The sequence below is a fragment of the Streptomyces dengpaensis genome (assembly GCF_002946835.1).
Classification (GTDB): Bacteria; Actinomycetota; Actinomycetes; order Streptomycetales; family Streptomycetaceae; genus Streptomyces; species Streptomyces dengpaensis.
Window position 1 is genome coordinate 3,897,383 of the sequence record NZ_CP026652.1, and the last position, 21,104, is coordinate 3,918,486.

Here is a 21,104-nt window from a genome sequence, read left to right on the forward strand (position 1 = left end):
TGTGCCCTGCGGGCCGCGTGACCCCTTGAGGGTGGCGCGGCCCGTTCGCTTATCTGTGCGCATACTGGGCGTACTGGAGGTGCGTAGTCGGGAGCAGTGGGTGACGGACGCGGAGGACCGCAAGCCGCAGTCGGACGAGGCGAGGAGTGCCTTCGCCCAGCCGGACGGTGTGACGCCGACGGTCGAGGACGAGTCGGGGACCACGTCGGAGTTCGCGGTCCCCCAGGGGCTGCTGCCGCCCGAAGCGCCGGGCGCCGAGCCCGAGGGTTCGGCGTTCAGTACCCCGCGCACGTACAGCGCCCGGCACGCCCCGGCCGCCTTCACGCCGCCGACGGGCATGCCCTTGGTCAGTCTGACCAAGGACGCACCCTGGCAGGACCGGATGCGCACGATGTTGCGGATGCCGGTGACCGAGCGTCCCGCGCCCGAAGCGGTGCACAAGGAGGACGAAGCGGGGCCCGCCGTCCCGCGCGTGCTCGACCTGACCTTGCGTATCGGCGAGTTGCTCCTCGCGGGCGGCGAGGGCGCCGAGGACGTGGAGGCGGCGATGTTCGCCGTCTGCCGCTCCTACGGCCTGGACCGCTGCGAACCGAACGTCACCTTCACCCTGCTGTCGATCTCGTACCAGCCGTCCCTGGTGGACGACCCCGTGACGGCATCACGGACGGTACGCCGTCGCGGCACCGACTACACACGGCTCGCGGCCGTCTACCGGCTCGTCGACGACCTCAGCGAGCCGGAGGCCGCGATCTCCCTGGAGGAGGCCTACGGGCGGCTCGCCGAGATCCGGCGCAACCGGCACCCGTATCCCGGGTGGGTGCTGACCGCCGCCGGCGGGCTGCTCGCGGGTGCGGCCTCGGTGCTCGTCGGCGGTGGCCCGGTCGTGTTCGTCGCCGCGGCGCTCGGCGCGATGCTGGGCGACCGGCTCGCGTGGCTGTGCGCGGGGCGCGGGCTGCCGGAGTTCTACCAGTTCACGGCGGCCGCGATGCCGCCGGCCGCGGTCGGTGTCGCGCTCACGCTGGCGCACGTCGACGTGAACGCGTCAGCGGTGATCACCGGTGGGCTGTTCGCGCTGCTGCCCGGACGGGCGCTCGTCGCGGGCGTGCAGGATGGGCTGACCGGCTTTTACATCACCGCGTCCGCACGCCTGTTGGAGATTGTTTACCTCTTCGTGGGCATCGTCGTCGGTGTCCTCGTGGTGCTCTACTTCGGCGTGAAGCTGGGCGCCCAGCTCAATCCGGATGCGGCCCTGAACATCTCCGAGCGGCCCGTGCTGCAGATCGCCGCGTCGATGCTGCTGGCGCTCACCTTCGCGGTCCTGCTTCAGCAGGAACGATCCACCGTGCTCGCGGTGACCCTCAACGGCGGCGTGGCCTGGTCGGTGTACGGGGCGATGCACTTCGTGGGCGGCCTCTCACCGGTCGCCTCCACGGCCGTCGCGGCGGGTCTGGTGGGGCTGTTCGGGCAGCTGCTGTCGCGCTACCGGTTCGCTTCCGCGCTGCCCTACACCACTGCGGCGATCGGGCCCCTGCTGCCCGGTTCGGCCACCTACTTCGGGCTGTTGTCGATCGCCCAGAACGAGATCGACCAGGGGCTGGTTTCGCTGGCCAAGGCCGCGTCGCTCGCCATGGCCATCGCGATCGGGGTGAATCTGGGGTCGGAGATCTCCCGGCTGTTCCTGCGGGTGCCCGGCGCCGGCCGCGCGGCCGGGCGGCGTGCGGCCAAGCGGACGCGGGGGTTCTGAGCGCCCGAGAGCTCGGGCGCCCCTTGCGGGGAGCTTCCTCCCACGTGTGCCTCAGTTCTGCGGATAACCCTGGCCGTACGGGTACGGCTGCGGCTGCTGGCCCTGCTGGTAGTCCTGCTGGCCCTGCTGGTAGTCCTGCTGGCCGCCGTACGGCTGCTGCGGGTAGCCCTGGGGGTACTGCTGGGGGTACTGCTGGTCGTACGGCTGCTGCGGGTAGCCGTAGTACTCGTCGTAGCCGGCCTGGTCCGAACCGTACGGCTGCTGGGGCTGCTGCGGCTGCTGGCTGCCCTGCGGGTAGCCCTGGTTGCCGTACCCCCGGTCCTGGCCCTCGTGGGACGGCGGTACGCGGCGCAGCTGGGTCGTCGCGTCGTCCATGACCGGCGGCTGCTGCTGGAAGGCCGGCTGCTGGGGCTGGTTCTGGGCCTGCGGCGGGTTCTTCTTGGCCTGGGAGCGGGCCCGCAGGAACTCGATGATGATCGGCACCACCGAGACGAGGACGATCAGGATCAGGATCGCCTCGATGTTCTTCTTGACGAAGTCGATGTTGCCGAGCCAGGAGCCGAGCAGCGTGACGCCCGCGCCCCACAGGACGCCACCGATGACGTTGAAGGTGAGGAAGGATCGGTACTTCATGCCGCTGACGCCGGCGATGATCGGCGTGAACGTGCGCACGATGGGCACGAAGCGGGCCAGCACCAGGGACTTGGGCCCGTACTTCTCGAAGAACTCGTGGGCCTTGACCACGTTCTCCTGCTTGAACAGGCGGGAGTCGGGCCGCTTGAAGAGCGCGGGGCCGACCTTCTTGCCGAAGGCGTAGCCCGCCTGGTCGCCGAGGATCGCGGCAAGGCAGATCAGCGGGATCGCCGCGTACAGCGGGAAGTCCAGGGTGCCCGCGGTGATGAGCAGACCCGTGGTGAACAGCAGCGAGTCGCCCGGCAGGAAGAACCCGATGAGCAGGCCGGACTCGGCGAAGACGATGAGCAGCAGGCCCCAGATGCCAAAGTTGTCCAGGAGTGTGTTCGGATCCAGCCAGCTTGGGCCAAGGGCAAGCGTCGTCACGGTTCCGGGCTCCTGAGGGGTGGTGGAAGGTACGGCGTCCTGTACGGCTGGACAAAGCTATCAACGCAAGGTGACCGCCCCGGGTTCCACCGGTGTCTCCAGGATGCACTGTGCGCCGGCCGGGACGAATCTGTGAGCCCACTCGCCGTGGGTGGCACGCGCGCGTGCGTACAAATTGGCGGCACGCGCGCGTGCGCGTACGGGACGGCGGTGTTCCTGGCCCGGGGGCAGGGCTCCCGGGCCGGGCCAGGTCCCTAGGAGGCGTGGCGCGCCGCGTTCGCCGTGATCGCGTCGCGCATGTACGTCGCCAGCCCCGGGCGGATCTTCTCGTACGTCGCCGTGAACCGTGGGTCGGCGACGTACATCTCGCCGAGACCGCTGTGCATCTCGTACGAGCAGTCGTAGTACGAGTTCGAGATGAAGCGGCGGTGCTCCTCGGCCGTGTCCATCGCCGCCTCGGAGTCGGCTGGGGTACCGGCCGCCATCAGGCCGGCCATGCGCCGGTGGATCGCGTCGAACTCCTCGGTGACGCGCTTCCAGCCCTCCTTGGTGAAGGAGGCCGTCCGCCGCCGGGACTCCCGGTAGGCGTCGGTGCCGCCCCAGCGTTCCCGCACCTCCTCCTCGTACTGGTCCGGGTCGAACTCCCCGAACACCTCGAACTTCTCCTCGGGCGTGAGGTTGATCCCCATCGTGCGTGCCTCCATGGCGTGCTCCACGGCCGCGGCCATCTTCTGCAGCTTCTCGATCCGGGCGGTCAGCAGGACGTGCTGGCGGCGCAGATGCGCGCGCGGGTCTGCTTTTCCGGTGGCCTGATCGTCGAGCAGGGCGGCGACCTCGTCGAGCGGGAAGCCGAGCTCCCGGTAGAACAGGATCTGCTGCAGCCGGTCGAGGTCGGCGTCGCTGTAGCGCCGGTGGCCCGCGTGGCTGCGCTCGCTGGGCGCGAGCAGGCCGATCTCGTCGTAGTGGTGCAGCGTGCGCACCGTGACCCCGGCGAAACCGGCGACCTGGCCCACTGAGTAGCTCACTTCCGCTCCCTTCTCGGTACGTGCTCCAGGCTGGCCCCTCACGTCGCGTGAGGTGCAAGCCGAAACCTTCGGGAGGGCCACACCTCCACGTAATGTCCCTTTCGCCCGCTTAGGGTGACCGCGTGACCCACGAAGCGGCCCGGACGGCACCGTCACCCGCCCCTGCGGCCCCCACGCGGTCGCTGCTGCCGCTGGTCCTCCCGGCGCTCGTCGTCGGTGTCCTGGCGAGCCTGCTCCTCCTCGGTGTGACCGCGCTCGCCGGGCGGCTCCAGAACGCCCTCTGGCGGGAACTGCCGGACGCGCTGGGCCTCGGGCGGTACTCCGTGCTCTGGATGGTCGTCGTCCTCACCGCGACGGGCGTGCTGGTCGGTCTCGTGGTCTGGAAGGCGCCGGGACACGCGGGCCCCGAACCGGCGACCCTCGGTCTGGCGTCCGCCCCGATGCCGCCCGTCGTGGTGCCGGGCCTGCTGGTGGCGACCATGCTGATGCTGGCCGGCGGTCCGAGCCTGGGACCGGAGAACCCGGTCATCGCCAGCAACATCGCGCTGGCGCTCTGGCTGGGACGCAGACTCGCGCCACGGCTGCCGGGCGGCCTGTGGGCGGGGCTGGCCGAGTCCGCGACGATCGGCGCGCTGTTCGGGACACCGGTGGCGGCGGCGCTGCTCCTGTCCGAAGCGCTCGCCCTGCGGCACATCAAAGCCTGCTGTGGGACAACCTGTTCGGCCCGCTGGTCGCGGCCGCCGCGGGTGCGCTCACGACCACCCTGGTGGCCCATCCGGCCTTCGACCTGGGGCTGCCCGTGCTCGGGCGGCCCGGCTGGGACGACCTCCTCGCCGCGCTCGTGCTCGCCCCCCTCGCCGCGCTGCTCGGCATGGCCGCGGTCCATGCCTTCCCGTACGTCCATGGCGCCTTCGCCCGGCTCGGACACCCGATGGCGGCGCTTCCGGCCGGTGGTCTCGTGCTAGGCCTGCTGGCAGCCGTCGGCGGGCATCTGACGCTCTTCAAGGGCCTCGACGAGATCGGGGACCTGGCGAGGAATCCCGGCGGCTGGTCGGCCGGGCAGTTCGCCACGATGACCGTGGTGAAGCTGACGGCACTGCTCGTCGCCGCGTCCTGCGGGTTCCGCGGCGGCCGGATCTTCCCGTCCGTCTTCGTCGGCGGCGCCTTCGGCCTGTGCGCCCACGCGCTGATGCCCGCGGTCGATCCCGCGGTCGGCGTGTCCGCGGGCGTGCTGGGCCTGCTCCTCGCGGTCACCCGGCAGGCCTGGCTGAGCCTGTTCACGGCCGCCGTCCTGGTGGCCTCTCCCGCGATGCTCCCCCTGATGTGCATCGCGTCCCTGCCGGCCTGGCTGCTGGTGACCGGCAGACCCCAGATGCAACTTCACGACGACGGAACCCCGATCCGGTGAACCGCCAAGGCCCCCTGAACCAGTGCCGACCACCCCACCGCACCGACCGCCGATCAGATGGGAGACACCATGCCGCTGCACCGAGGACACGAAAAGCCCGACGAGCGCCCGATGTCCGTCAACCCGTTCTACGGGGAGACGAACCCGGTCAGCGGCATGATCGAGGCCCCGCCCAAGCACCGGATCCCCGACAGCCCGCTGGCGCCCACGACCGCGTACCAGATCGTCCATGACGAGCTCATGCTGGACGGCAACGCGCGACTGAACCTCGCCACCTTCGTCACCACCTGGATGGAGCCGCAGGCCGGGGTCCTGATGGCGGAGTGCCGGGACAAGAACATGATCGACAAGGACGAGTACCCGCGCACGGCCGAGCTGGAGCGGCGCTGTGTGGCGATGCTCGCCGACCTGTGGAACGCGCCGGATCCGTCGGCCGCGACGGGCTGTTCGACCACCGGGTCGAGCGAGGCGTGCATGCTCGCCGGAATGGCGTTGAAGCGGCGCTGGGCCGCGCGGAACGCGGACCGCTACCCCTCCAGGGACGTCCGCCCGAACCTCGTGATGGGCATCAACGTCCAGGTCTGCTGGGACAAGTTCTGCACCTTCTGGGAGGTCGAGGCACGCCAAGTCCCCATGGAGGGCGACCGGTTCCACCTCGACCCCCAAGCGGCCGCCGAGCTGTGCGACGAGAACACCATCGGGGTCGTCGGCATCCTCGGCTCCACCTTCGACGGGTCGTACGAGCCGATCGACGAGCTGTGCGCGGCCCTCGACGCGCTCCAGGAACGCACGGGCCTCGACATCCCCGTCCATGTCGACGGCGCCTCCGGAGCGATGATCGCGCCCTTCATCGACGAGGACCTGGTCTGGGACTTCCGGCTGCCGAGGGTGTCGTCGATCAACACCTCGGGGCACAAGTACGGCCTGGTCTACCCGGGCGTCGGCTGGGCGCTGTGGCGGTCGCCGGCCGAGCTGCCGGAGGAACTCGTCTTCCGGGTCAACTACTTGGGCGGCGACATGCCGACCTTCGCGCTCAACTTCTCCCGGCCGGGCGCCCAGGTCGTGTCGCAGTACTACACGTTCCTGCGCCTCGGCCGGGAGGGCTACCGGGCCGTGCAGCAGACCACCCGGGACGTGGCCCAGGGACTCGCCGAGCGCATCGAGGCGCTGGGCGACTTCACCCTGCTCACCCGGGGCGACCAGCTGCCGGTCTTCGCCTTCACCACGGGGCCCGACGTGACCTCGTACGACGTCTTCGACGTGTCCCGGCGGATGCGGGAACACGGCTGGCTGCTGCCCGCGTACACCTTCCCGGCCAACCGCGAGGACCTGTCCGTCCTGCGCGTGGTGTGCCGCAACGGCTTCACGAGCGACCTCGCCGAACTGTTCCTGGAGGACCTGAGCCGCCTGATGCCCGCACTGCGCCGCCAGCCGCACCCGTTGACACACGACAAGAGCAAGGCGATCAGCTTCCACCACTAGGGCCTGTCCGGCGGATCATGCCGCAGAGGCGGGGCCTGCCACGCCCGACCTGATCCGCCGGACAATCCCTAGTCCCGCTTCACGCGCTGAGCCGGGCGAACTTCCGTACCGCCAGCGGAAAGAAGACCGCCAGCAGGGCAAGCGGCCAGATCACGGCCGCCCAGACGTGCCCCGGCTCCCCGCCGGGGTTGCCGAAGAGGTCGCGTACCGCGGTCGCCGTCTGGGACATCGGGTTCCACTCGACCGCCGTGCCCAGCCAGCCGGGCATTGAGTCGGGGGTCGCGAAGGCGTTGGACAGGAAGCCGACCGGCCAGACCAGGATCTGCACGGCCTGCACCAACTCCGGCTTCCCCGCGACCAGCGCCAGCTCGATGCCGATCGACAGCATCGCGAAACGGAAGAGGAGGAGAAGGCCTACGGCTCCCAGGAAGGCGCCGGGCGTGCCATGGACGCGCCAGCCGATCGCGTACCCGACGCCGAGCAGGATGGCGAGACCAAGTCCCGACTGGAGCATGTCGGCGACCGAACGGCCCACCAGGACCGCGCCGTTGGCCATGGGCATGGACCTGAAGCGGTCGATCACGCCCTTGTTGAGGTCCTGGGTGACGGCGAGCATCGTGCCCTCCAGGCCGAAGGCCATGGTGAGCGCGAGCATGCCGGGTACCAGGAAGTCCACGTACTCGCCCTCGATGCCCCTGCCGCCGCCGACCAGGTAGCCGAACATCAGCAGCAGCATCACGGGGAAGACGAGCCCGACGAGCATCTGGACCGGCTGCCGTGCCCAGTGGGCCAGTTCGCGGCGGGTCATCGTCCAGGAGTCGATCAGGGGATAGGCGCTCACGCGGCCTCCCTCGTAGCTACTCACGCGGCGGGCTCCTTCAGTCGGTGGTGGTCTCCGGTGAGGTGCAGGAACACCTCGTCCAGCGTCGGGCGGCGCAGGGCGATGTCCTCCGCCTCGATCCCGGCCTCCTCCAGGGCGCGTACGGCTCCGGCGAGCGCCGCCATGCGGTCGGTGACCGGGGCGCTGAGGAGCCGCCGGTCGGCGTCCACCGAGACGCCCTCGGCGGGGAACGGCAACAGGGCCACCGCCGCGCCCAGTTGGCCGCCGCCGCGCAGCACCACGTCGATGCGGTCGCCGCCCGTGCGGGCCTTCAGCTCGTCCGCGGTGCCGTCCGCGATGACGCGCCCGTGGTCGACGACGGAGATGCGGTCGGCGAGCTGGTCGGCCTCCTCCAGGTACTGGGTGGTGAGCAGGACCGTGGTGCCGCCGCCGACCAGCGAGCGCACCGCCGACCACACCTCCGCCCGGCCGCGCGGGTCGAGCCCGGTCGTCGGCTCGTCCAGGAAGAGCACTTCCGGTTCGGTGATCAGGGACGCGGCGAGGTCGAGGCGGCGCCGCATGCCGCCGCTGTAGGCGCGGACCGGTTTGCGTCCGGTGTCCGTGAGACCGAAGCGCTCCAGCAGCTCGTCGGCCCGCACGCGCGCGTGCCGGGCGCCCAGGTGGTGCAGGCGTCCGAACATCTCCAGGTTCTGGCGGCCGCCGAGTTCCTCGTCGAGCGCGGCGCGCTGGCCGAGCAGGCCGATGCGGAGCCGGACCCGGCGGGCCTCGCGCACGACGTCGTGTCCGGCGACCTCCACCCGGCCCTCGTCGGGCCGCAGCAGCGTGGTCAGTATGCGCACCATGGTGGTCTTTCCGGCGCCGTTCGGACCGAGCAGGCCGTGGACGGTGTCGCGCCGCACCGCCAGATCGAGTCCGTCCAGGGCCGCCTTGTCCCCGTACCGCTTCCGTACACCCTCGGCGAGGACCGCGTTGGTCATCCGACTCCCTCCACCCTCTGGCTCACTCTCCGAACCAAGGCCTCTAGTCAAACTTGACTACCTATCCAAAGTATTCCCCCGAGAGGCACTCGTCAACTTGATTAGCCGCGATCCCCGGGATGCGGGGTCCCGGTCGCGTACGGGTTCTCCTCGCCCTCCTTGAGGACCCCCACGAACGGCTCACCCTCCCCCGCGAACGTGTAGGCCCCGCTCTCGATCCGGGCGATCAGACCACGCGTCCACTCGGCGTCGGCGTCGGCGGAGTGGACCCACAGGTTCATGATCTCGCCGATGTGGCCGAGCTGTTGAGGGCCGTCCTCGGGCACGTAGTGCTGGGTGACGGCGCCCCGCCACTCCTCGATCTTCCGGATCCGCTCCTTGAGGAGGGCCACCGCCTCGTCCCTCGGCAGGTCGACGATGAAGCCGATCGCCGCCGACTGGACGTCCATCTTCTGGTCGTACGACGTCAGGGACTCGCGCAGCAGCGCCAGGAACTCCTCGGTGCCCTTGTCCGTGATCTCGTACTCGGTGCGCGGCGGGCCGCCGGCCGTGGACGGTGCGATCTCGTGGGCGTGCAGCAGCCCCTGCTTCGCCATCTGCTTGAGCGCGTGGTAGATCGAGCCGGGCTTGGCGTTGGACCACTCGTGCGCGCCCCAGTACTCCAGGTCGTTGCGCACCTGGTAGCCGTGGGCCCGCCCGTGCTGGCGGACGGCACCCAGCACGAGGAGACGGATCGCTGACATGCGGTCCAGCCTAGAGTGCGGGGGTCAGACCGCCTGCTCCCGGGCCACCACCGCGAAGGCGGTCGCGCTGACACGGCGGACATGCACCCTGTGTGCACCTGGGCGCACGTCCGCCGGGCGACCACGTCCGAAGGCTCAGAACGGGAAGAAGCTCCGCCCGTGCTGGACCGAGATCCACTTCTGGGTGGTGAAGGCGTCGACGGTCGTCTCGCCGTTCAGGCGGCCGATGCCGGAGTGCTTTTCGCCGCCGAAGGGGACCAGGGGCTCGTCGTGGACGGTGCCGTCGTTGACGTGAAACATGCCGGTGTCGATCTGCTTGGCGAAGGAGACGCCGCGCTCGATGTCGCCCGTGTGGACGGCGCCGCTGAGGCCGTACGGGGTGTCGTTGACGATGCGGACCGCCTCCTCCTCGCCGTCGAAGGGGACGAGGAAGACGACCGGGCCGAAGACCTCCTGCCGGAGGAGGGACGAGTCGGCGGGAAGGCCCGTCAGCACGGAGGGCTCGACCAGGTTGTCGGTCGTCGCGCCGTGTACGAGGGCGGTGGCGCCCTCCGCGATGGCCTGTTCGACGGTGCCTGAAATCGCGTCCGCCTGCGAGGAGTTGATGACCGGGCCGATGATGGTCTGCGGGTCGCTCGGGTCGCCGGCCTTCAGTGTCCTGACCTTGGCGACGAACTTCTCGGTGAACTCGTCGGCGATCGAACGGTCCACGAGGACGCGGTTGGCGGCCATGCAGACCTGGCCCTGGTGGACGTACCGGCTGAAGACCGCCGCGTCGACCGCGTAGTCGATGTCGGCGTCGTCCAGGACCACCAGCGCGCTGTTGCCGCCGAGTTCGAGGATCGCGCGCTTGAAGTGCGAGGCGCAGACGGTGGCGACGTGGCGGCCGACCTTGTCGGAGCCGGTGAAGGAGATGAGCTTCGGGACCGGGTGCTCGAGGAAGGCGTCGCCGATCTCGGCTATGTCGGTGATGACGACGTTCAGCAGGCCCTTCGGCAGGCCCGCGTCCTCGAAGATCTTCGCGATCAGGGAGCCGCCGACGACCGGGGTGTTCTGGTGCGGCTTGAGGACCACGCCGTTGCCGAGCGCCAGGGCGGGCGCCACCGACTTCAGCGAGAGCAGGAAGGGGAAGTTGAAGGGGCTGATGACGCCGACGACGCCTACGGGGACCCTGTAGACGCGGTTCTCCTTGCCGTCGATCGGCGAGGGGAGGATCTTGCCCTCGGGGCGCAGCGCCAGCTGGATCGACTCGCGCAGGAACTCCTTGGCGAGGTGCAGTTCGAAGCCCGCCTTGAGGTGCGTGCCGCCGAGTTCGGCGATGATCGCCTCGGTGATCTCGGCCTCGCGCTCCTCGATGAGGCGCAGGGCCTTCTCGAAGACCGCGCGACGGGCGTACGCGTTGGTCGCGGCCCATGCCTTCTGGGCGCGCTCGGCGGCGCGGTAGGCCTGATCGACCTCGTCCGTCGTGGCTATGGTGATCGACGCCAGCTTCTCGCCGTTGTACGGGTTGAAGTCGATGATGTCCCAGGAACCGGTCCCTGGGCGCCACTCGCCGTCGATGTACTGCTGGGCCAGGTCGGTGAAGTAGGACGACATGTGCTCCCTCAATCCCTCAATCCCTGCGCTGCCGAGGCAGACATCCGATCAACGCCTGATCGGACGTCATCGTACTTGTGTTTCAAGGGAGTTGGAGAACATCACGGGAGAGCCTTCGAAGACCCTGTGAAGATCCACAGGAGGGTCACGCGGCCGGACCGGCGGGCGTCAGGAGAGCTGGAGCAGCCCCCTCAGCAGGTCGCGGCTCTCCGACGGACCCGGGCTGTCCTGCTGCAACTGCTTCAGCGCGCCCTCGTACTGCAGGACGTCCTCACGCTTGTCCAGATAGAGCGCACTGGTGAGCTGTTCCAGATAGACGACGTCCGACAGGTCGGACTCCGGGAAGCTCAGGATGGTGAACGAGCCGCTCTCGCCGGAGTGCCCGCCGAAGCTGAACGGCATGACCTGAAGGCGTACGTTGGGGCGCTCCGAGACCTCGATCAGATGCTGGAGCTGTTCGCGCATCACCTCGCGGTCGCCGTACGGGCGGCGCAGCGCGGCCTCGTCGAGGACGATGTGGAACTCCGGGGCGTTCTCGGAGACGAGGTACTTCTGGCGCTCCAGGCGCAGCGCCACACGCCGGTCGATGTCGGCGGCGGACGCGCCCTTCATGCCGCGCCGGACGACCGCGCGCGCGTACGCCTCGGTCTGCAGCAGGCCGTGCACGAACTGCACTTCGTACACCCGGATCAGGTGGGCCGCGCCCTCGAGGCCGACGTAGGTCGGGAACCAGCTGGGCAGGACGTCGGAGTAGCTGTGCCACCAGCCGGCGACGTTGGCCTCCTTGGCGAGCGAGACCAGGGACGTGCGTTCCGCCTCGTCCGTGATGCCGTACAGCGTCAACAGGTCCTCGACGTCGCGCGTTTTGAAGCTCACCCGTCCCAACTCCATGCGGCTGATCTTCGATTCGGAGGCACGGATCGAATAACCGGCCGCTTCCCGGGTGATGCCGCGCGCCTCCCGCAGGCGCCGGAGCTGTGACCCCAGCAGCATGCGCCGCACCACCGAGCCGCTCGACTCACCAGCGCTCACGTTCGTCCGCCTCCCCAACCGTCTTCCGACGCCGAAGTCTGCCACTAAAACACTTCAAGCAGTACTCGTTCGGTTACGGAAACGGAAAGTAGCCAACCGTGCCCTACAGGAAAAGGTCAGAGGGGCGTCAACAAAGGGGAAGAAGGTGACAGAAGAAATGAGCAATAAGCGGCAGAGGAAGGTCCAATTCGGGCGTGTGCACGTGCATCTGCCCTTGCATCTGCCTGTCGCATTCGGAACCATGGTCCCCGCGCCACCGCTGCATCGCAACGACCGCGAACACCCGGGAGTGCCTCGCATGGGGACGAATGGATCGACCATGCTCGAGCCCTTACGGCAGGGACTTCCGCCGCTCGATCCCGCGGCCGTGTCCAACGCCGCCTGCTGCGCCCTGCCCGCCCGCTTCGAAGCGGTGCGCGAAGCACGGCAGTTCACCCGAAGAACGCTGGACCAGTGGGACATCGGCGACCGCTTCGACGACGTCGGCCTGGTGGTCTCCGAGCTCGTCACCAACGCGCTGCGCCACGCACTTCCCTCGGACACACCCCGCCCGGACCAAGGGCCGCCCGTGCGGCTGCACTTGATGTCGTGGACCTCGCGCCTGGTGTGCGCGGTGCGCGACCCCAGTCACGGCAGCCCGGTCGCGGGCGACTCGGACGACTTCTCCGCGGAGTCGGGGCGCGGCCTCTTCCTGGTCGACTCGTTCGCCGACAGCTGGGGCTGGCACCCGCTCGCGGGCACCCTCAGCGGCAAGGTCGTATGGGCGCTGTTCCGGCTGCCACCGTCGGGGCCAAGCGCGCTTGCCGCCGCACTTCCGGCCGAATAGCGAACCGCGGCGCCTTGTGGCGCCGCGGTTCTACGCGCGTTCACGCAACGTCGCATGACTGTCGCGCTCAGTGGCGGGAGCCTCCCGGCACCGGTCGCCTGCCGTCGGTCGCCTTCGTCGGTCGTCAGCCGACCGCGTCGGCCGCCTCGTCCGCACCGGCCATCAGCCCGCTATCAGGTGGTCGAACTCGCCGTCCTTGATGCCCAGAAGCATCGCCTCGATCTCGGCGCGCGTGTAGACGAGCGCGGGCCCCTCGGGGAACCGCGAATTGCGCACGGCCACGTCCCCGCCGGGCAGCCGCGCGAACTCCACGCATGAGCCCTGCGAGTTGCTGTGCCGGCTCTTCTGCCAGGCCACCCCGTTCAACTCGGTCGCCGCCATGCCGTTGTACACGTCGTCAGCCATGCCGTTGTACACGTCATCCACGTCGTACACGTCGTGGTCCACAGGTCGCTCCCCGGTCGTGCAGTGGCTGAAGTGGCCATTGATGCAGTGGTCAACTGACCCGGATCATAACTCTGTTCATGTGCAGATGCATGGGCAGATGCACGTGCACGCGGGGTGGTCCTGCGGTTACAGTTTTTACCGGCGTTTGACTACCGGCTGTTGCTCGCTTGACTACGGCCTGCTGCTCGCCGGGCTGCCTTGGGCTACAACCGGTCCAGCGCATTCCCCAGAGCTCGCATCACATGCGACCTCCAGCCCCCGTCCATGATCTTCCGCGCCATCATCTGTGCGGGATCGTCCGGATCGAATCCCTCGTGTACTAGAAAGAGACGCGTTCCGCGCCCTTCAAGTTTCAATGTCCAGGTGATGGTCCAGTCCGCGGGATTGTCCGGATCCGTGTCGGCCCACCGGACGCGCAGCATCCGCTCCGGCTCGTACGCGAGAACGCGCACGTCAACGGCGCCGGAGAACTTCGTGTTGGGCCGCGGCACGGACGTCAGCGTGTACTGGTGGCCGACTTCGAGCCGGAAGTCCTCCGACCCCTGCATCTGCCACTGCACGAGCAGCTCGGGCTCGGTGAGGGCGCGCCAGACCTTGGCGGGAGGGTGGGGGAAGAACTGATCGACGTGGATCGTGGTGAGGTCGTCACCGGAACGGGAGTGGTGCGTGGGGCTCATGTCACGTCATCGTCCGGCATACGGTCCAGGAGATCGCCCAGACCCCTGAGCCTGTCGCGCCAGAACCGCTCGTACGGATGGAGCCAGTCCTGCACGTCGGCGAGCGGCGCGGCCTCCAGGCGGTAGATGCGCTGCCGTCCCGCACGCTCCTCCGACACGAGCCCAGCCTCTCGGAGCACCTTGAGGTGCTCCGAGAGGCTGGGCCGTCGCATGTCGAAGTGGTCGGCCAGGACCTGGACGGGCTGGGGTCCCTGCTCGCGCAGCAGCCGCAGCACCTCGCGGCGCGTGGCGTTGGCGAGCGCGGCGAAAATCTGGTCCTCGCGAGCCCCGGCCCCGGTCCTGGTCGCAGTCATGGCGCTCTCAGAAGCCTTCCTTCTCCGTGATCAGCATCAGACCGTTGCCGTCCGGGTCGCGGAACGAGGCCATACGGCCCCACGGGAGGTCGTCGGGCCCCTCCACCGCGACGCCCGCGGCCGTGAGCCGCACACAGTCGGCGTCGACATCGGTCGTGACCAACATGATCCCCCGGGTCTCGCCGGGCCGGAAATCCCCCATGCCCGGACCCGAGAGCGTGAAGACGGTCTGCGCCCCCTTGGGCGCGACCTGCAGCCAGCGCCCAGGAGGCATGTCCAGGTCGGCGGTGACCTCGAAGCCCAGCACGTCCGTGTAGAAGCGCAGAGCCCGCTCCTGGTCGGCGACGGGGAGGGTGACGAATGAGGCGTGAGTGATGTTCATGGGGACGACAATAGGTAGGAGATTCCCTATGCGTCAAGCGTAGGGAATCTCCTACCTATCAATCATCGGTCACCAGTCGTCGGCTGTCCGCCGTAGTCCGTCGGCCGTCAGCCGTTGCTCAGCGGCTGGAGTACGGCAGCAGCGCCATCTCCCATGCGTTCTTGATCGCGCGCGACAGCATGCGTTGCTGCTGCGCGGTCACCCGCGTGACGCGGCGGCTGCGGATCTCGCCGCGGTCGGAGATGAACTTCCGCAGCAGATCGGTGTCCTTGTAGTCGATGTACGTGATCCCTGCCTGGTCCAGCGGATTGGGGCGGGACTTGACGGGCTTACGCCGGCCGTCCTCGACCGATGCCGAACGGGCCGCCGCCCAGGAGGAATTGCGCAGCAGCCGCGCGACGCCAGCGCCACCCGCGTACGCAACCGCGACAGTGTGGACGGCCGTCCGCGCGGCTATCTGCGCGCCTTCGGCCTCTCCCGGGTGAATCTGCGTGAGCAAGCGCACGCCGGATTCCTTCCCGGGGTGCGCAAGTCCTCCTGGTAGCTTGCTGCGGTCGTTTTCGGACGACCCCGGCATCATCACCCACCCTTGGGGGCTTCAGTGACTTCGGCGACCTTCCCGCGCAAGCAGGCGCGTACAGCGGTCGCGGCCGCGGGTCTGGCGGCCGCGCTCGCGCTGACCGGTTGTAGCGGCGACGACGGCGACGACTCCAGCTCCGGCTCCGGCGGCGGCAAGTCCGCAAGCCCCAGCGCTTCTTCGACGGAGACGGCCGGCACGGGCGGCGGCTCGGGGAGCACGTCCGGCGCCAAGGGCGAGCTGGAAGGCAGCTGGCTGGCCACCACCGACGGCAAGGCCGTCGCGCTGGTGATCACCGGCACGCAGGCCGGGCTCTTCGCGACCGGGGGCACGGTGTGCAGCGGGACCGCCGCCGAGGAGTCGGGCACGCGGATGATCCGCCTTAAGTGCACGGACGGCAACAAGGACCGTGAGGTCGGCATGGTCGACTCCGTCAGCGGTACGAGCCTGAAGGTCACCTGGGAGGGCGGGCTCGGCAAGGAGTCGTACACGAAGAGCGAGGGCGGGCAGATACCGACGGGGCTGGCCACGGCGAATCTGGGGTCTTGATCGCGCAGTTGTTCCTGTGCAGGTCGTTCTTGGCCGTGGCCGTGGAACCCTTCGTGTTCCACGGCCACGGCCAAGAAGGTGACGGTCATGGGCGGTACTCGAGGGCCTCGGAGGGGTCCGTGAGGGCGTTCAGGAAAAGGTCGGCGCACGGCGGACGAACGCCTCGGAGCCGTCCGGGTGGACGTCGCCCTCGCGGGGCTCGGGAAGGACCCGGGAGGGACATGGGAAGGCCTTGGGAGGAGCCAACGGCCGGGGGTGCGTGACGGTCACGGATCCGTTTGCGTCATGATCCGGAAACACCGTCACGAACTCCGGGGGAACCCATGCGCGTCCTGCCCATCGCCGTCGCCGTCCTCGCCGGCGCCTTTGCCCTGACCTCCTGCGGCGACAGCGGTGGTGGCGGCGACGCCCATGCCGCTTCCACCTCCGCTTCCGCCAATGCCTCCGCCTCCACCGACTGCAAGATCGACGAGGTGGGCATCCAGGTCGGGCCCGCCAACGCCGCCCAGGCGGCCGGGGACACCGGCAATGTCCCGGTCACGATCACCAACCCTGGGACCCAGTGCACCCTCGAAGGCTTCCCCGGCCTCGAAGTGCGCGCCGGTGAGACCTCGACGGAGATCCTCCCGGACAAGTCCGCGCAGCCGGTGAAGCTGCCCCTGGCCAAGGACGGCGCCGCGTCGTTCACCATCACCTACGTACGGGGCGAGGGCGGCGATGCGAAGACCCTCGACCTGAAGACGCTGAAGATCAGCCTGCCGGGGTCCGACAAGACTCAGGACTTCGCTTGGTCCTTCGGGCCGGTCGCGGGCAAGGACGGGGCGGGCACGCTGAACGCCTCCACGAGTCCGTTCCAGCACGCGGGCGACTGACGCCGTGGGTCACGGTAGGGCCGATGGGGCGGGGGGCTGAGGTTGCGGGCCACGGTGGGGCCAAGGTTGCGGGTCGGTGGGGCCAAGGTTGCGGGTCGGTAGGGCCGAGGTTGCGGGTCGGTAGGGCCGAGGCTGCGGGTCGGTAGGGCCGAGGCTGCGGGTCGGTAGGGCCGAGGCTGCGGGTCGGTAGGGCCGAGGCTGCGGGTCGGTAGGGCCGAGGCTGCGGGTCGGTAGGGCCGAGGCTGCGGGTCGGTAGGGCCGAGGCTGCGGGTCGGTAGGGCCGAGGCTGCGGGTCACGGGAGGGCCCGAGGTTGCGGGTCGGTAGGGCCGAGGCTGCGGGTCACGGGAGGGCCCGAGGTTGCGGGTTGCTGGAGGGCTGAGGCTGCGGGTCGCCGGAACGCTGAGGATGCAGGTTGCCGGAGCGCTGAGGATGCGGCTCAGGGGATCGGGCGGCGGCCTTTGACCTGCGCACGGTCCGCCGCCGCGGCTCCCTCCTGCCATCCGGCCGCGTCGCTGACCCCGCGCAGCCGGGTGGTCACCGTCTCCGGGAACATGCGGTCCATGCGGTCCGCGACCGCCACGTCGCGGGCCGCGAGGACCGGCAGCAACTCCCCCTCCGAGGCCGCCACTTGGCCCTCCGCGACGGACGCCAGGCGGTCTCCGATCCGGTGCGCGTACGCGGCGAGGAAGGACTGCCGGAAGGTCTTCGTACGCTTCCGCCCTCCTGCCCGCTGTGCCGCCTCCGCCTTCGTCATCGCCGCCGTGGCCTGTACGAGCAGCGAGGTGTAGAGGAGCTCGACCGCCTCCAGATCGGGTTCGAAGCCGACGACGGTCGAGAAGCCGAGGGCCTCGTTCCACACGGCCCGGCAGCGGTTCGCCCCGGCCACCGCGTCCAGGAGCACCGCCTTGGCCGTCTCGTACGGCGGCTCGACGCCGACACGGCAGGCGCCGGGCGCGTCCTTCGCGTGCGTCCGCGCAGCGAGCAGCGCCTCGTCGATGCTGTGCCGCGCCATCAGTTCCTGTGCCTTGGCGCTCAGCGCCTCGGCCTCCTCGGGGAAGCCGGTCGCCTCGGCCTTCGCCAGCAGGGCGCGGATACGGGTGAGCATGCGGGAGTCGTGGGGGGTGGCCGGGCTCGCTGCGGGGTGGGGCCCCGGTGCGTCCAGTGGTTCGAGGGTGGGGAGGCGGAGGAGGAGGCGGTAGAGCTCCAGTACGGCGGTGGCGTGCGAGAAGCGGTCGGTGCGGGGGGCTGGCTCCTGCTCCGCTTGGGCGTGCAGTTCTTCGAGCTGGGCGGACCAGCGGGGACCCTGCGGCGCGCGGTTCTCGCTCAGGATCAATGCCGACACCAGGCGTACGTGTACGTCGTCCAGTTCGCGTCGCACGAACCGTACGACGTCGGCGGGCTGCCAGCCGCGTCGCCAGGCCGCGGCTACGAACTCCTCACCTCGGCGGGTGAGTTCGGCATCGGAGGCGGGGTCGGCGGCGAGCAGCGAGGCCCCGGTGTCGAGGGTCGCGTCGGTGTCGGCGTAGAGGGCCGCCTGGAAGGCCCGCTCCACCGTGCCGGGGCCGGGCGTACTGCTGCTGCTCATGCGTCGATCGTGTCACGCGCCTCCTGCTGCGTCGGGGGTCGGGGCCGTGCCGGTACATCCGCCCGTCGTGGCCGGTGGATCAGACGTGGGAATACAGGAACCCTCTCCAGATCCGAACGGGGCGACGGGCATGTGATGTACCGGCACGGCCCCTCCCGCGCGCTGGCGACTGCGGGTGCGTGGGGGCGTGCGCCCAGATCTTTCAGCCCGTCCGGCGAAGCCTTTTAGCCCGTCCGGCGTTTGAGGACGAGGCCGTTCAGGCCGATGCGGGGGGCTGGGGGCGGCAGCCCCCAGGTATGGGAATGGGTAGGGGCGGAGGGGGCGAAAAACATCCCGCCCGCAGACGGGGGCGACGGGCCTTCGATCGGCTGGCGCACCCCCAGCCCGGGGTGTCAACTGTGGGTTGACGCCGTAGGATCGTCAACCTACGGTTGACGCATGACTTCGAAACCACCCGGAACGGCATCCGTACGCCTCGACGACCTCATCGAGGCCATCAAGAAGGTCCACACCGACGCACTCGAACAGCTGCAGGACGCGGTAATCGCAGCTGATCACCTGGGCGACGTAGCCGACCACCTGATCGGCCACTTCGTGGACCAGGCACGGCGCTCGGGCGCGTCCTGGACAGAGATCGGTAAGAGCATGGGGGTCACACGGCAGGCCGCGCAGAAGCGGTTCGTGCCGAAGGCCGAGGCCGACCTCGATCCCAACCAGGGCTTCGGCCGCTACACCCCCCGCGCCCGGCACGTCGTCATGGCCGCGCATGAGGGGGCCAAGGCGTCGCGCAGCACGGAAGGGCTCCCCGAGCACCTGGTCCTTGGTCTACTCGCTGAGCCCGAGGGCCTTGGTGCGCGGGCGATCGTCGCGCAGGGCGTGTCGTTGGACGCCGTGCGCGAGGCGGCCACGGCCGCCCTGCCGCCCGCCGCCGACGAGGTTCCCGAGCTCGTTCCGTACGGCCCCGCCGCCAAGAAGACCCTGGAACTCACCTTCCGCGAGGCGCTGCGCCTCGGCCACGACTACGTCGGCACGGAACACATCCTGCTGGCCCTCCTGGAGTTCGAGAACGGCGAGGGCGTCCTCAGCTCGGTCGGCGTCGACAAGGCGGCGACCGAGGAGTACATCGCGCAGCTGCTCGAAGGGATCACTCAGCAGGCCCGGGAGCAGGGCGGCAGCTGAGCGGCCGGATTGTCAGACCCTCCTGCGAGACTCGTCATCATGACCGAGCGCTGGGCTCTCGCGCCGGCCGAGGACGGTGGCGCGGAGGTCGCCGCCCTCGGCCCCGACGGGCTGCCCGCGGGACCGGTCCACACGGAGCCCGATCTCGCGGCGGCCGTGCGGACCAGGCCGCAGGTGAGCCGGTGGGTCTGGCGGTCCACGGCCGACGTCTATCCGCGTCTGCTCGCCGCGGGGGTGCGAGTGGAGCGGTGTTACGACATCGAGGCCGCCGAGACCCTGCTGCTCGGACACGAGGGGCGGCTCGGCCTGCCCAGATCGGCGGCCGCCGCGCTGGCCCGGCTGCGCGGCGGCCCCGTACCGCCCGATCCGCCGCAGCGCTCCGCCGAGCCCGGCGCGCAGTCGTCCCTCTTCGAACCGCGCCCAGTGCATGTGCCGGTGGCGGATCTCCTCGAGGTGTACGCCGACCAGCAGCGCCGGCATGACGCCACCGCGCACCCGGCGCGGATGAGGCTGCTCACGGCCGCCGAGTCGGCGGGGATGCTGGTCGCCGCCGAGATGAACCGGGCAGGGCTGCCATGGAGCGCGGACGTCCACCGGGACGTGCTGCACGAGCTCCTTGGAGAGCGGTACGCAGGCGGGGGTGAGCCACGGCGACTCGCCGAGCTCACGGATGAGGTCTCGGCCGCCTTCGGGAGGAGGGTCCGACCTGATCTGCCCGCGGATGTCATCCGAGCCTTTGCGCAGGCCGGGATCAAGGTCACGTCCACGCGGCGGTGGGAGATCGAGTCGATCGACCATCCGGCCGTGAAGCCCCTCGTCGAGTACAAGAAGCTGTACCGGATCTGGGTCGCCCATGGGTGGTCCTGGCTTCAGGACTGGGTGCGGGACGGGCGGTTCCGGCCCGAGTACCTGCCGGGCGGGACGGTCACCGGGCGCTGGGTGACCAATGGCGGGGGCGCCCTCCAGATCCCCAAGGTGATCCGGCGTGCCGTCGTCGCCGACCCGGGCTGGCGGCTCGTCGTCGCCGACGCCGATCAGATGGAGCCCCGAGTATTGGCCGCGATCTCCCGTGATCCTGGGCTGATGGAGGTCGCCGGGCGCGAGAGTGATCTGTACCAGGCGGTTTCGGACCGGGCGTTCGCCGGTGACCGTGCCCAGGCCAAGCTCGCCGTGCTCGGCGCGGTGTACGGACAGACCTCGGGTGACGGCCTCAAGAACCTCGCGCTGTTGCGCCGCCGGTTTCCCAAGGCCGTGGCGTACGTGGACGACGCGGCGCGGGCCGGCGAGGAGGGGCGGCTTGTGCGGACCTGGCTGGGGCGGACCTCTCCGCCCGCGGCGGGTGCGTCGGACGACTTCGCGGAGGAGGCGGGTATTCCGCAGGACGATCCCTCCGAGGCCCCCGTCGACCAGGGCTGGGTCCCGGGGTACGCCTCCTCCAACTCCCGTGCTCGCGGCCGGTTCGCCCGTAACTTCGTGGTCCAGGGCAGCGCCGCCGACTGGGCCCTGCTGGTGCTCGCCGCGCTGCGGCGCACCTGCTCGGATCTCGCGGCCGAGCTGGTCTTCTTCCAGCACGACGAGGTGATCGTGCACTGTCCGGCGGAGGAAGCGGACGCCGTGGTGACCGCGATCCGTGAGGCGGCGGAACTCGCGGGGCGGCTCACGTTCGGGGAGACGCCGGTTCGGTTTCCGTTCACTACGGCCGTGGTGGAGTGTTATGCCGACGCCAAGTGAGTGTTCCGCCGACAGCAC

The 21,104-nt window shown here is 69.9% G+C and carries 20 protein-coding genes and 2 pseudogenes; 9 read left to right on the forward strand and 13 right to left on the reverse strand.

All coding sequences use genetic code 11. The features are described from left to right. The first annotated feature begins 100 nt into the window (after nucleotides 1–100). Entirely contained in the window at nucleotides 101–1,744 is a 1,644-nt protein-coding gene (locus C4B68_RS17840) for a threonine/serine exporter family protein (protein WP_099504915.1), read from the forward strand. Nucleotides 1,745–1,795: 51 nt separating this feature from the next. Here the strand turns inward: C4B68_RS17840 and C4B68_RS17845 are convergent, their stop codons facing one another. After that, a complete protein-coding gene (locus C4B68_RS17845; protein WP_099504916.1) occupies nucleotides 1,796–2,803 on the reverse strand; it encodes a DedA family protein in 1,008 nt (335 codons plus the stop codon). A gap of 254 nt (nucleotides 2,804–3,057) precedes the next feature. Continuing rightward, nucleotides 3,058–3,828 carry a MerR family transcriptional regulator gene (locus tag C4B68_RS17850; RefSeq protein WP_099504917.1) on the reverse strand — a complete coding sequence of 257 codons (771 nt, stop codon included), beginning with the start codon at nucleotides 3,826–3,828 and terminating at the stop codon, nucleotides 3,058–3,060. A gap of 191 nt (nucleotides 3,829–4,019) precedes the next feature. Between C4B68_RS17850 and C4B68_RS17855 the strand changes: the two are divergent. Together C4B68_RS17855 and gad are read left to right on the forward strand one after the other, a co-directional pair. Continuing rightward, a pseudogene (locus tag C4B68_RS17855) lies at nucleotides 4,020–5,236 on the forward strand (ion channel protein). A gap of 69 nt (nucleotides 5,237–5,305) precedes the next feature. Beyond that, nucleotides 5,306–6,718, forward strand: coding sequence for a glutamate decarboxylase (gene gad / locus C4B68_RS17860; RefSeq protein WP_099504976.1), 1,413 nt, complete (start codon nucleotides 5,306–5,308; stop codon nucleotides 6,716–6,718). 79 nt (nucleotides 6,719–6,797) lie between these two features. Here the strand turns inward: gad and C4B68_RS17865 are convergent, their stop codons facing one another. From C4B68_RS17865 to C4B68_RS17885, 5 genes are all read right to left on the reverse strand, one after another. Beyond that, a complete protein-coding gene (locus tag C4B68_RS17865) occupies nucleotides 6,798–7,526 on the reverse strand; it encodes an ABC transporter permease (protein WP_099504977.1) in 729 nt (242 codons plus the stop codon). Nucleotides 7,527–7,579: 53 nt separating this feature from the next. Beyond that, a complete protein-coding gene (locus C4B68_RS17870) occupies nucleotides 7,580–8,536 on the reverse strand; it encodes an ATP-binding cassette domain-containing protein (protein WP_099504918.1) in 957 nt (318 codons plus the stop codon). 101 nt (nucleotides 8,537–8,637) lie between these two features. Beyond that, nucleotides 8,638–9,279 carry a PadR family transcriptional regulator gene (locus C4B68_RS17875; protein ID WP_099504919.1) on the reverse strand — a complete coding sequence of 214 codons (642 nt, stop codon included), beginning with the start codon at nucleotides 9,277–9,279 and terminating at the stop codon, nucleotides 8,638–8,640. Between the two features lie 135 nt (nucleotides 9,280–9,414). Next, nucleotides 9,415–10,875 (reverse strand): aldehyde dehydrogenase family protein, encoded by a 1,461-nt coding sequence (locus C4B68_RS17880; protein ID WP_099504920.1) that lies wholly within the window; start codon nucleotides 10,873–10,875, stop codon nucleotides 9,415–9,417. Nucleotides 10,876–11,043: 168 nt separating this feature from the next. Beyond that, nucleotides 11,044–11,868 (reverse strand): helix-turn-helix domain-containing protein, encoded by an 825-nt coding sequence (locus C4B68_RS17885; RefSeq protein ID WP_099504978.1) that lies wholly within the window; start codon nucleotides 11,866–11,868, stop codon nucleotides 11,044–11,046. Nucleotides 11,869–12,205: 337 nt separating this feature from the next. On the opposite strand from C4B68_RS17885, the gene C4B68_RS17890 reads away from it, so the two are divergent. Then, nucleotides 12,206–12,733, forward strand: a complete 528-nt coding sequence (locus C4B68_RS17890) for an ATP-binding protein (RefSeq protein WP_167459104.1) — start codon at nucleotides 12,206–12,208, stop codon at nucleotides 12,731–12,733. Between the two features lie 162 nt (nucleotides 12,734–12,895). On the opposite strand, the gene C4B68_RS17895 is transcribed toward C4B68_RS17890, so the two are convergent. The 5 genes from C4B68_RS17895 to rpsR all read right to left on the reverse strand — a co-directional run bounded on the left by C4B68_RS17895 (nucleotide 12,896) and on the right by rpsR (nucleotide 14,896). Beyond that, the gene (locus C4B68_RS17895) at nucleotides 12,896–13,180 is read right to left on the reverse strand and encodes a DUF397 domain-containing protein (protein ID WP_099504922.1); all 285 of its coding nucleotides are present in this window, start codon (nucleotides 13,178–13,180) and stop codon (nucleotides 12,896–12,898) included. A 203-nt stretch (nucleotides 13,181–13,383) separates the two neighbouring features. After that, nucleotides 13,384–13,857 carry an SRPBCC family protein gene (locus tag C4B68_RS17900; RefSeq protein ID WP_099504923.1) on the reverse strand — a complete coding sequence of 158 codons (474 nt, stop codon included), beginning with the start codon at nucleotides 13,855–13,857 and terminating at the stop codon, nucleotides 13,384–13,386. Next, nucleotides 13,854–14,210: an ArsR/SmtB family transcription factor gene (locus C4B68_RS17905; RefSeq protein WP_099504924.1), complete on the reverse strand. Its 357-nt coding sequence runs from the start codon at nucleotides 14,208–14,210 to the stop codon at nucleotides 13,854–13,856. The genes C4B68_RS17900 and C4B68_RS17905 overlap by 4 nt, the downstream gene beginning before the upstream one ends. A 7-nt stretch (nucleotides 14,211–14,217) precedes the next feature. Continuing rightward, a complete protein-coding gene (locus C4B68_RS17910; protein WP_099504925.1) occupies nucleotides 14,218–14,592 on the reverse strand; it encodes a VOC family protein in 375 nt (124 codons plus the stop codon). Between the two features lie 118 nt (nucleotides 14,593–14,710). Then, nucleotides 14,711–14,896 (reverse strand): 30S ribosomal protein S18, encoded by a 186-nt coding sequence (gene rpsR / locus C4B68_RS17915; protein ID WP_218963939.1) that lies wholly within the window; start codon nucleotides 14,894–14,896, stop codon nucleotides 14,711–14,713. A 25-nt stretch (nucleotides 14,897–14,921) separates the two neighbouring features. Between rpsR and rpsN the strand changes: the two are divergent. From rpsN to C4B68_RS17930, 3 genes and pseudogenes are all read left to right on the forward strand, one after another. Beyond that, a pseudogene (rpsN, locus tag C4B68_RS17920) lies at nucleotides 14,922–15,136 on the forward strand (30S ribosomal protein S14); the annotation flags it as partial. Between the two features lie 57 nt (nucleotides 15,137–15,193). Then, entirely contained in the window at nucleotides 15,194–15,718 is a 525-nt protein-coding gene (locus C4B68_RS17925; RefSeq protein WP_099504926.1) for a hypothetical protein, read from the forward strand. A 323-nt stretch (nucleotides 15,719–16,041) separates the two neighbouring features. Further along, entirely contained in the window at nucleotides 16,042–16,590 is a 549-nt protein-coding gene (locus C4B68_RS17930; RefSeq protein WP_099504927.1) for a DUF4232 domain-containing protein, read from the forward strand. A 437-nt stretch (nucleotides 16,591–17,027) separates the two neighbouring features. Here the strand turns inward: C4B68_RS17930 and C4B68_RS17935 are convergent, their stop codons facing one another. Continuing rightward, a complete protein-coding gene (locus C4B68_RS17935) occupies nucleotides 17,028–18,176 on the reverse strand; it encodes a DUF2786 domain-containing protein (protein WP_099504928.1) in 1,149 nt (382 codons plus the stop codon). A 438-nt stretch (nucleotides 18,177–18,614) separates the two neighbouring features. Here C4B68_RS17935 and C4B68_RS17945 point away from each other — a divergent pair, with 438 nt between their 5' ends. Next, nucleotides 18,615–19,355: a Clp protease N-terminal domain-containing protein gene (locus tag C4B68_RS17945; protein WP_099504929.1), complete on the forward strand. Its 741-nt coding sequence runs from the start codon at nucleotides 18,615–18,617 to the stop codon at nucleotides 19,353–19,355. Between the two features lie 39 nt (nucleotides 19,356–19,394). Beyond that, nucleotides 19,395–21,086, forward strand: a complete 1,692-nt coding sequence (locus C4B68_RS17950; RefSeq protein ID WP_099504930.1) for a bifunctional 3'-5' exonuclease/DNA polymerase — start codon at nucleotides 19,395–19,397, stop codon at nucleotides 21,084–21,086. Nucleotides 21,087–21,104 lie beyond the last annotated feature (18 nt).

Excerpts from the sequence above, each read along its gene's own strand:
- gad (WP_099504976.1), top strand. The coding sequence starts at position 5,306 with ATGCCGCTGCACCGAGGACACGAAAAGCCCGACGAGCGCCCGATGTCC.
- C4B68_RS17865 (WP_099504977.1), bottom strand. The coding sequence starts at position 7,526 with ATGACCCGCCGCGAACTGGCCCACTGGGCACGGCAGCCGGTCCAGATG.
- C4B68_RS17870 (WP_099504918.1), bottom strand. The coding sequence starts at position 8,536 with ATGACCAACGCGGTCCTCGCCGAGGGTGTACGGAAGCGGTACGGGGAC.
- C4B68_RS17875 (WP_099504919.1), bottom strand. The coding sequence starts at position 9,279 with ATGTCAGCGATCCGTCTCCTCGTGCTGGGTGCCGTCCGCCAGCACGGG.
- C4B68_RS17880 (WP_099504920.1), bottom strand. The coding sequence starts at position 10,875 with ATGTCGTCCTACTTCACCGACCTGGCCCAGCAGTACATCGACGGCGAG.
- C4B68_RS17885 (WP_099504978.1), bottom strand. The coding sequence starts at position 11,868 with ATGCTGCTGGGGTCACAGCTCCGGCGCCTGCGGGAGGCGCGCGGCATC.
- C4B68_RS17890 (WP_167459104.1), top strand. The coding sequence starts at position 12,206 with ATGGGGACGAATGGATCGACCATGCTCGAGCCCTTACGGCAGGGACTT.
- C4B68_RS17900 (WP_099504923.1), bottom strand. The coding sequence starts at position 13,857 with ATGAGCCCCACGCACCACTCCCGTTCCGGTGACGACCTCACCACGATC.
- C4B68_RS17905 (WP_099504924.1), bottom strand. The coding sequence starts at position 14,210 with ATGACTGCGACCAGGACCGGGGCCGGGGCTCGCGAGGACCAGATTTTC.
- C4B68_RS17910 (WP_099504925.1), bottom strand. The coding sequence starts at position 14,592 with ATGAACATCACTCACGCCTCATTCGTCACCCTCCCCGTCGCCGACCAG.
- C4B68_RS17930 (WP_099504927.1), top strand. The coding sequence starts at position 16,042 with ATGCGCGTCCTGCCCATCGCCGTCGCCGTCCTCGCCGGCGCCTTTGCC.
- C4B68_RS17935 (WP_099504928.1), bottom strand. The coding sequence starts at position 18,176 with ATGAGCAGCAGCAGTACGCCCGGCCCCGGCACGGTGGAGCGGGCCTTC.
- C4B68_RS17945 (WP_099504929.1), top strand. The coding sequence starts at position 18,615 with ATGACTTCGAAACCACCCGGAACGGCATCCGTACGCCTCGACGACCTC.
- C4B68_RS17950 (WP_099504930.1), top strand. The coding sequence starts at position 19,395 with ATGACCGAGCGCTGGGCTCTCGCGCCGGCCGAGGACGGTGGCGCGGAG.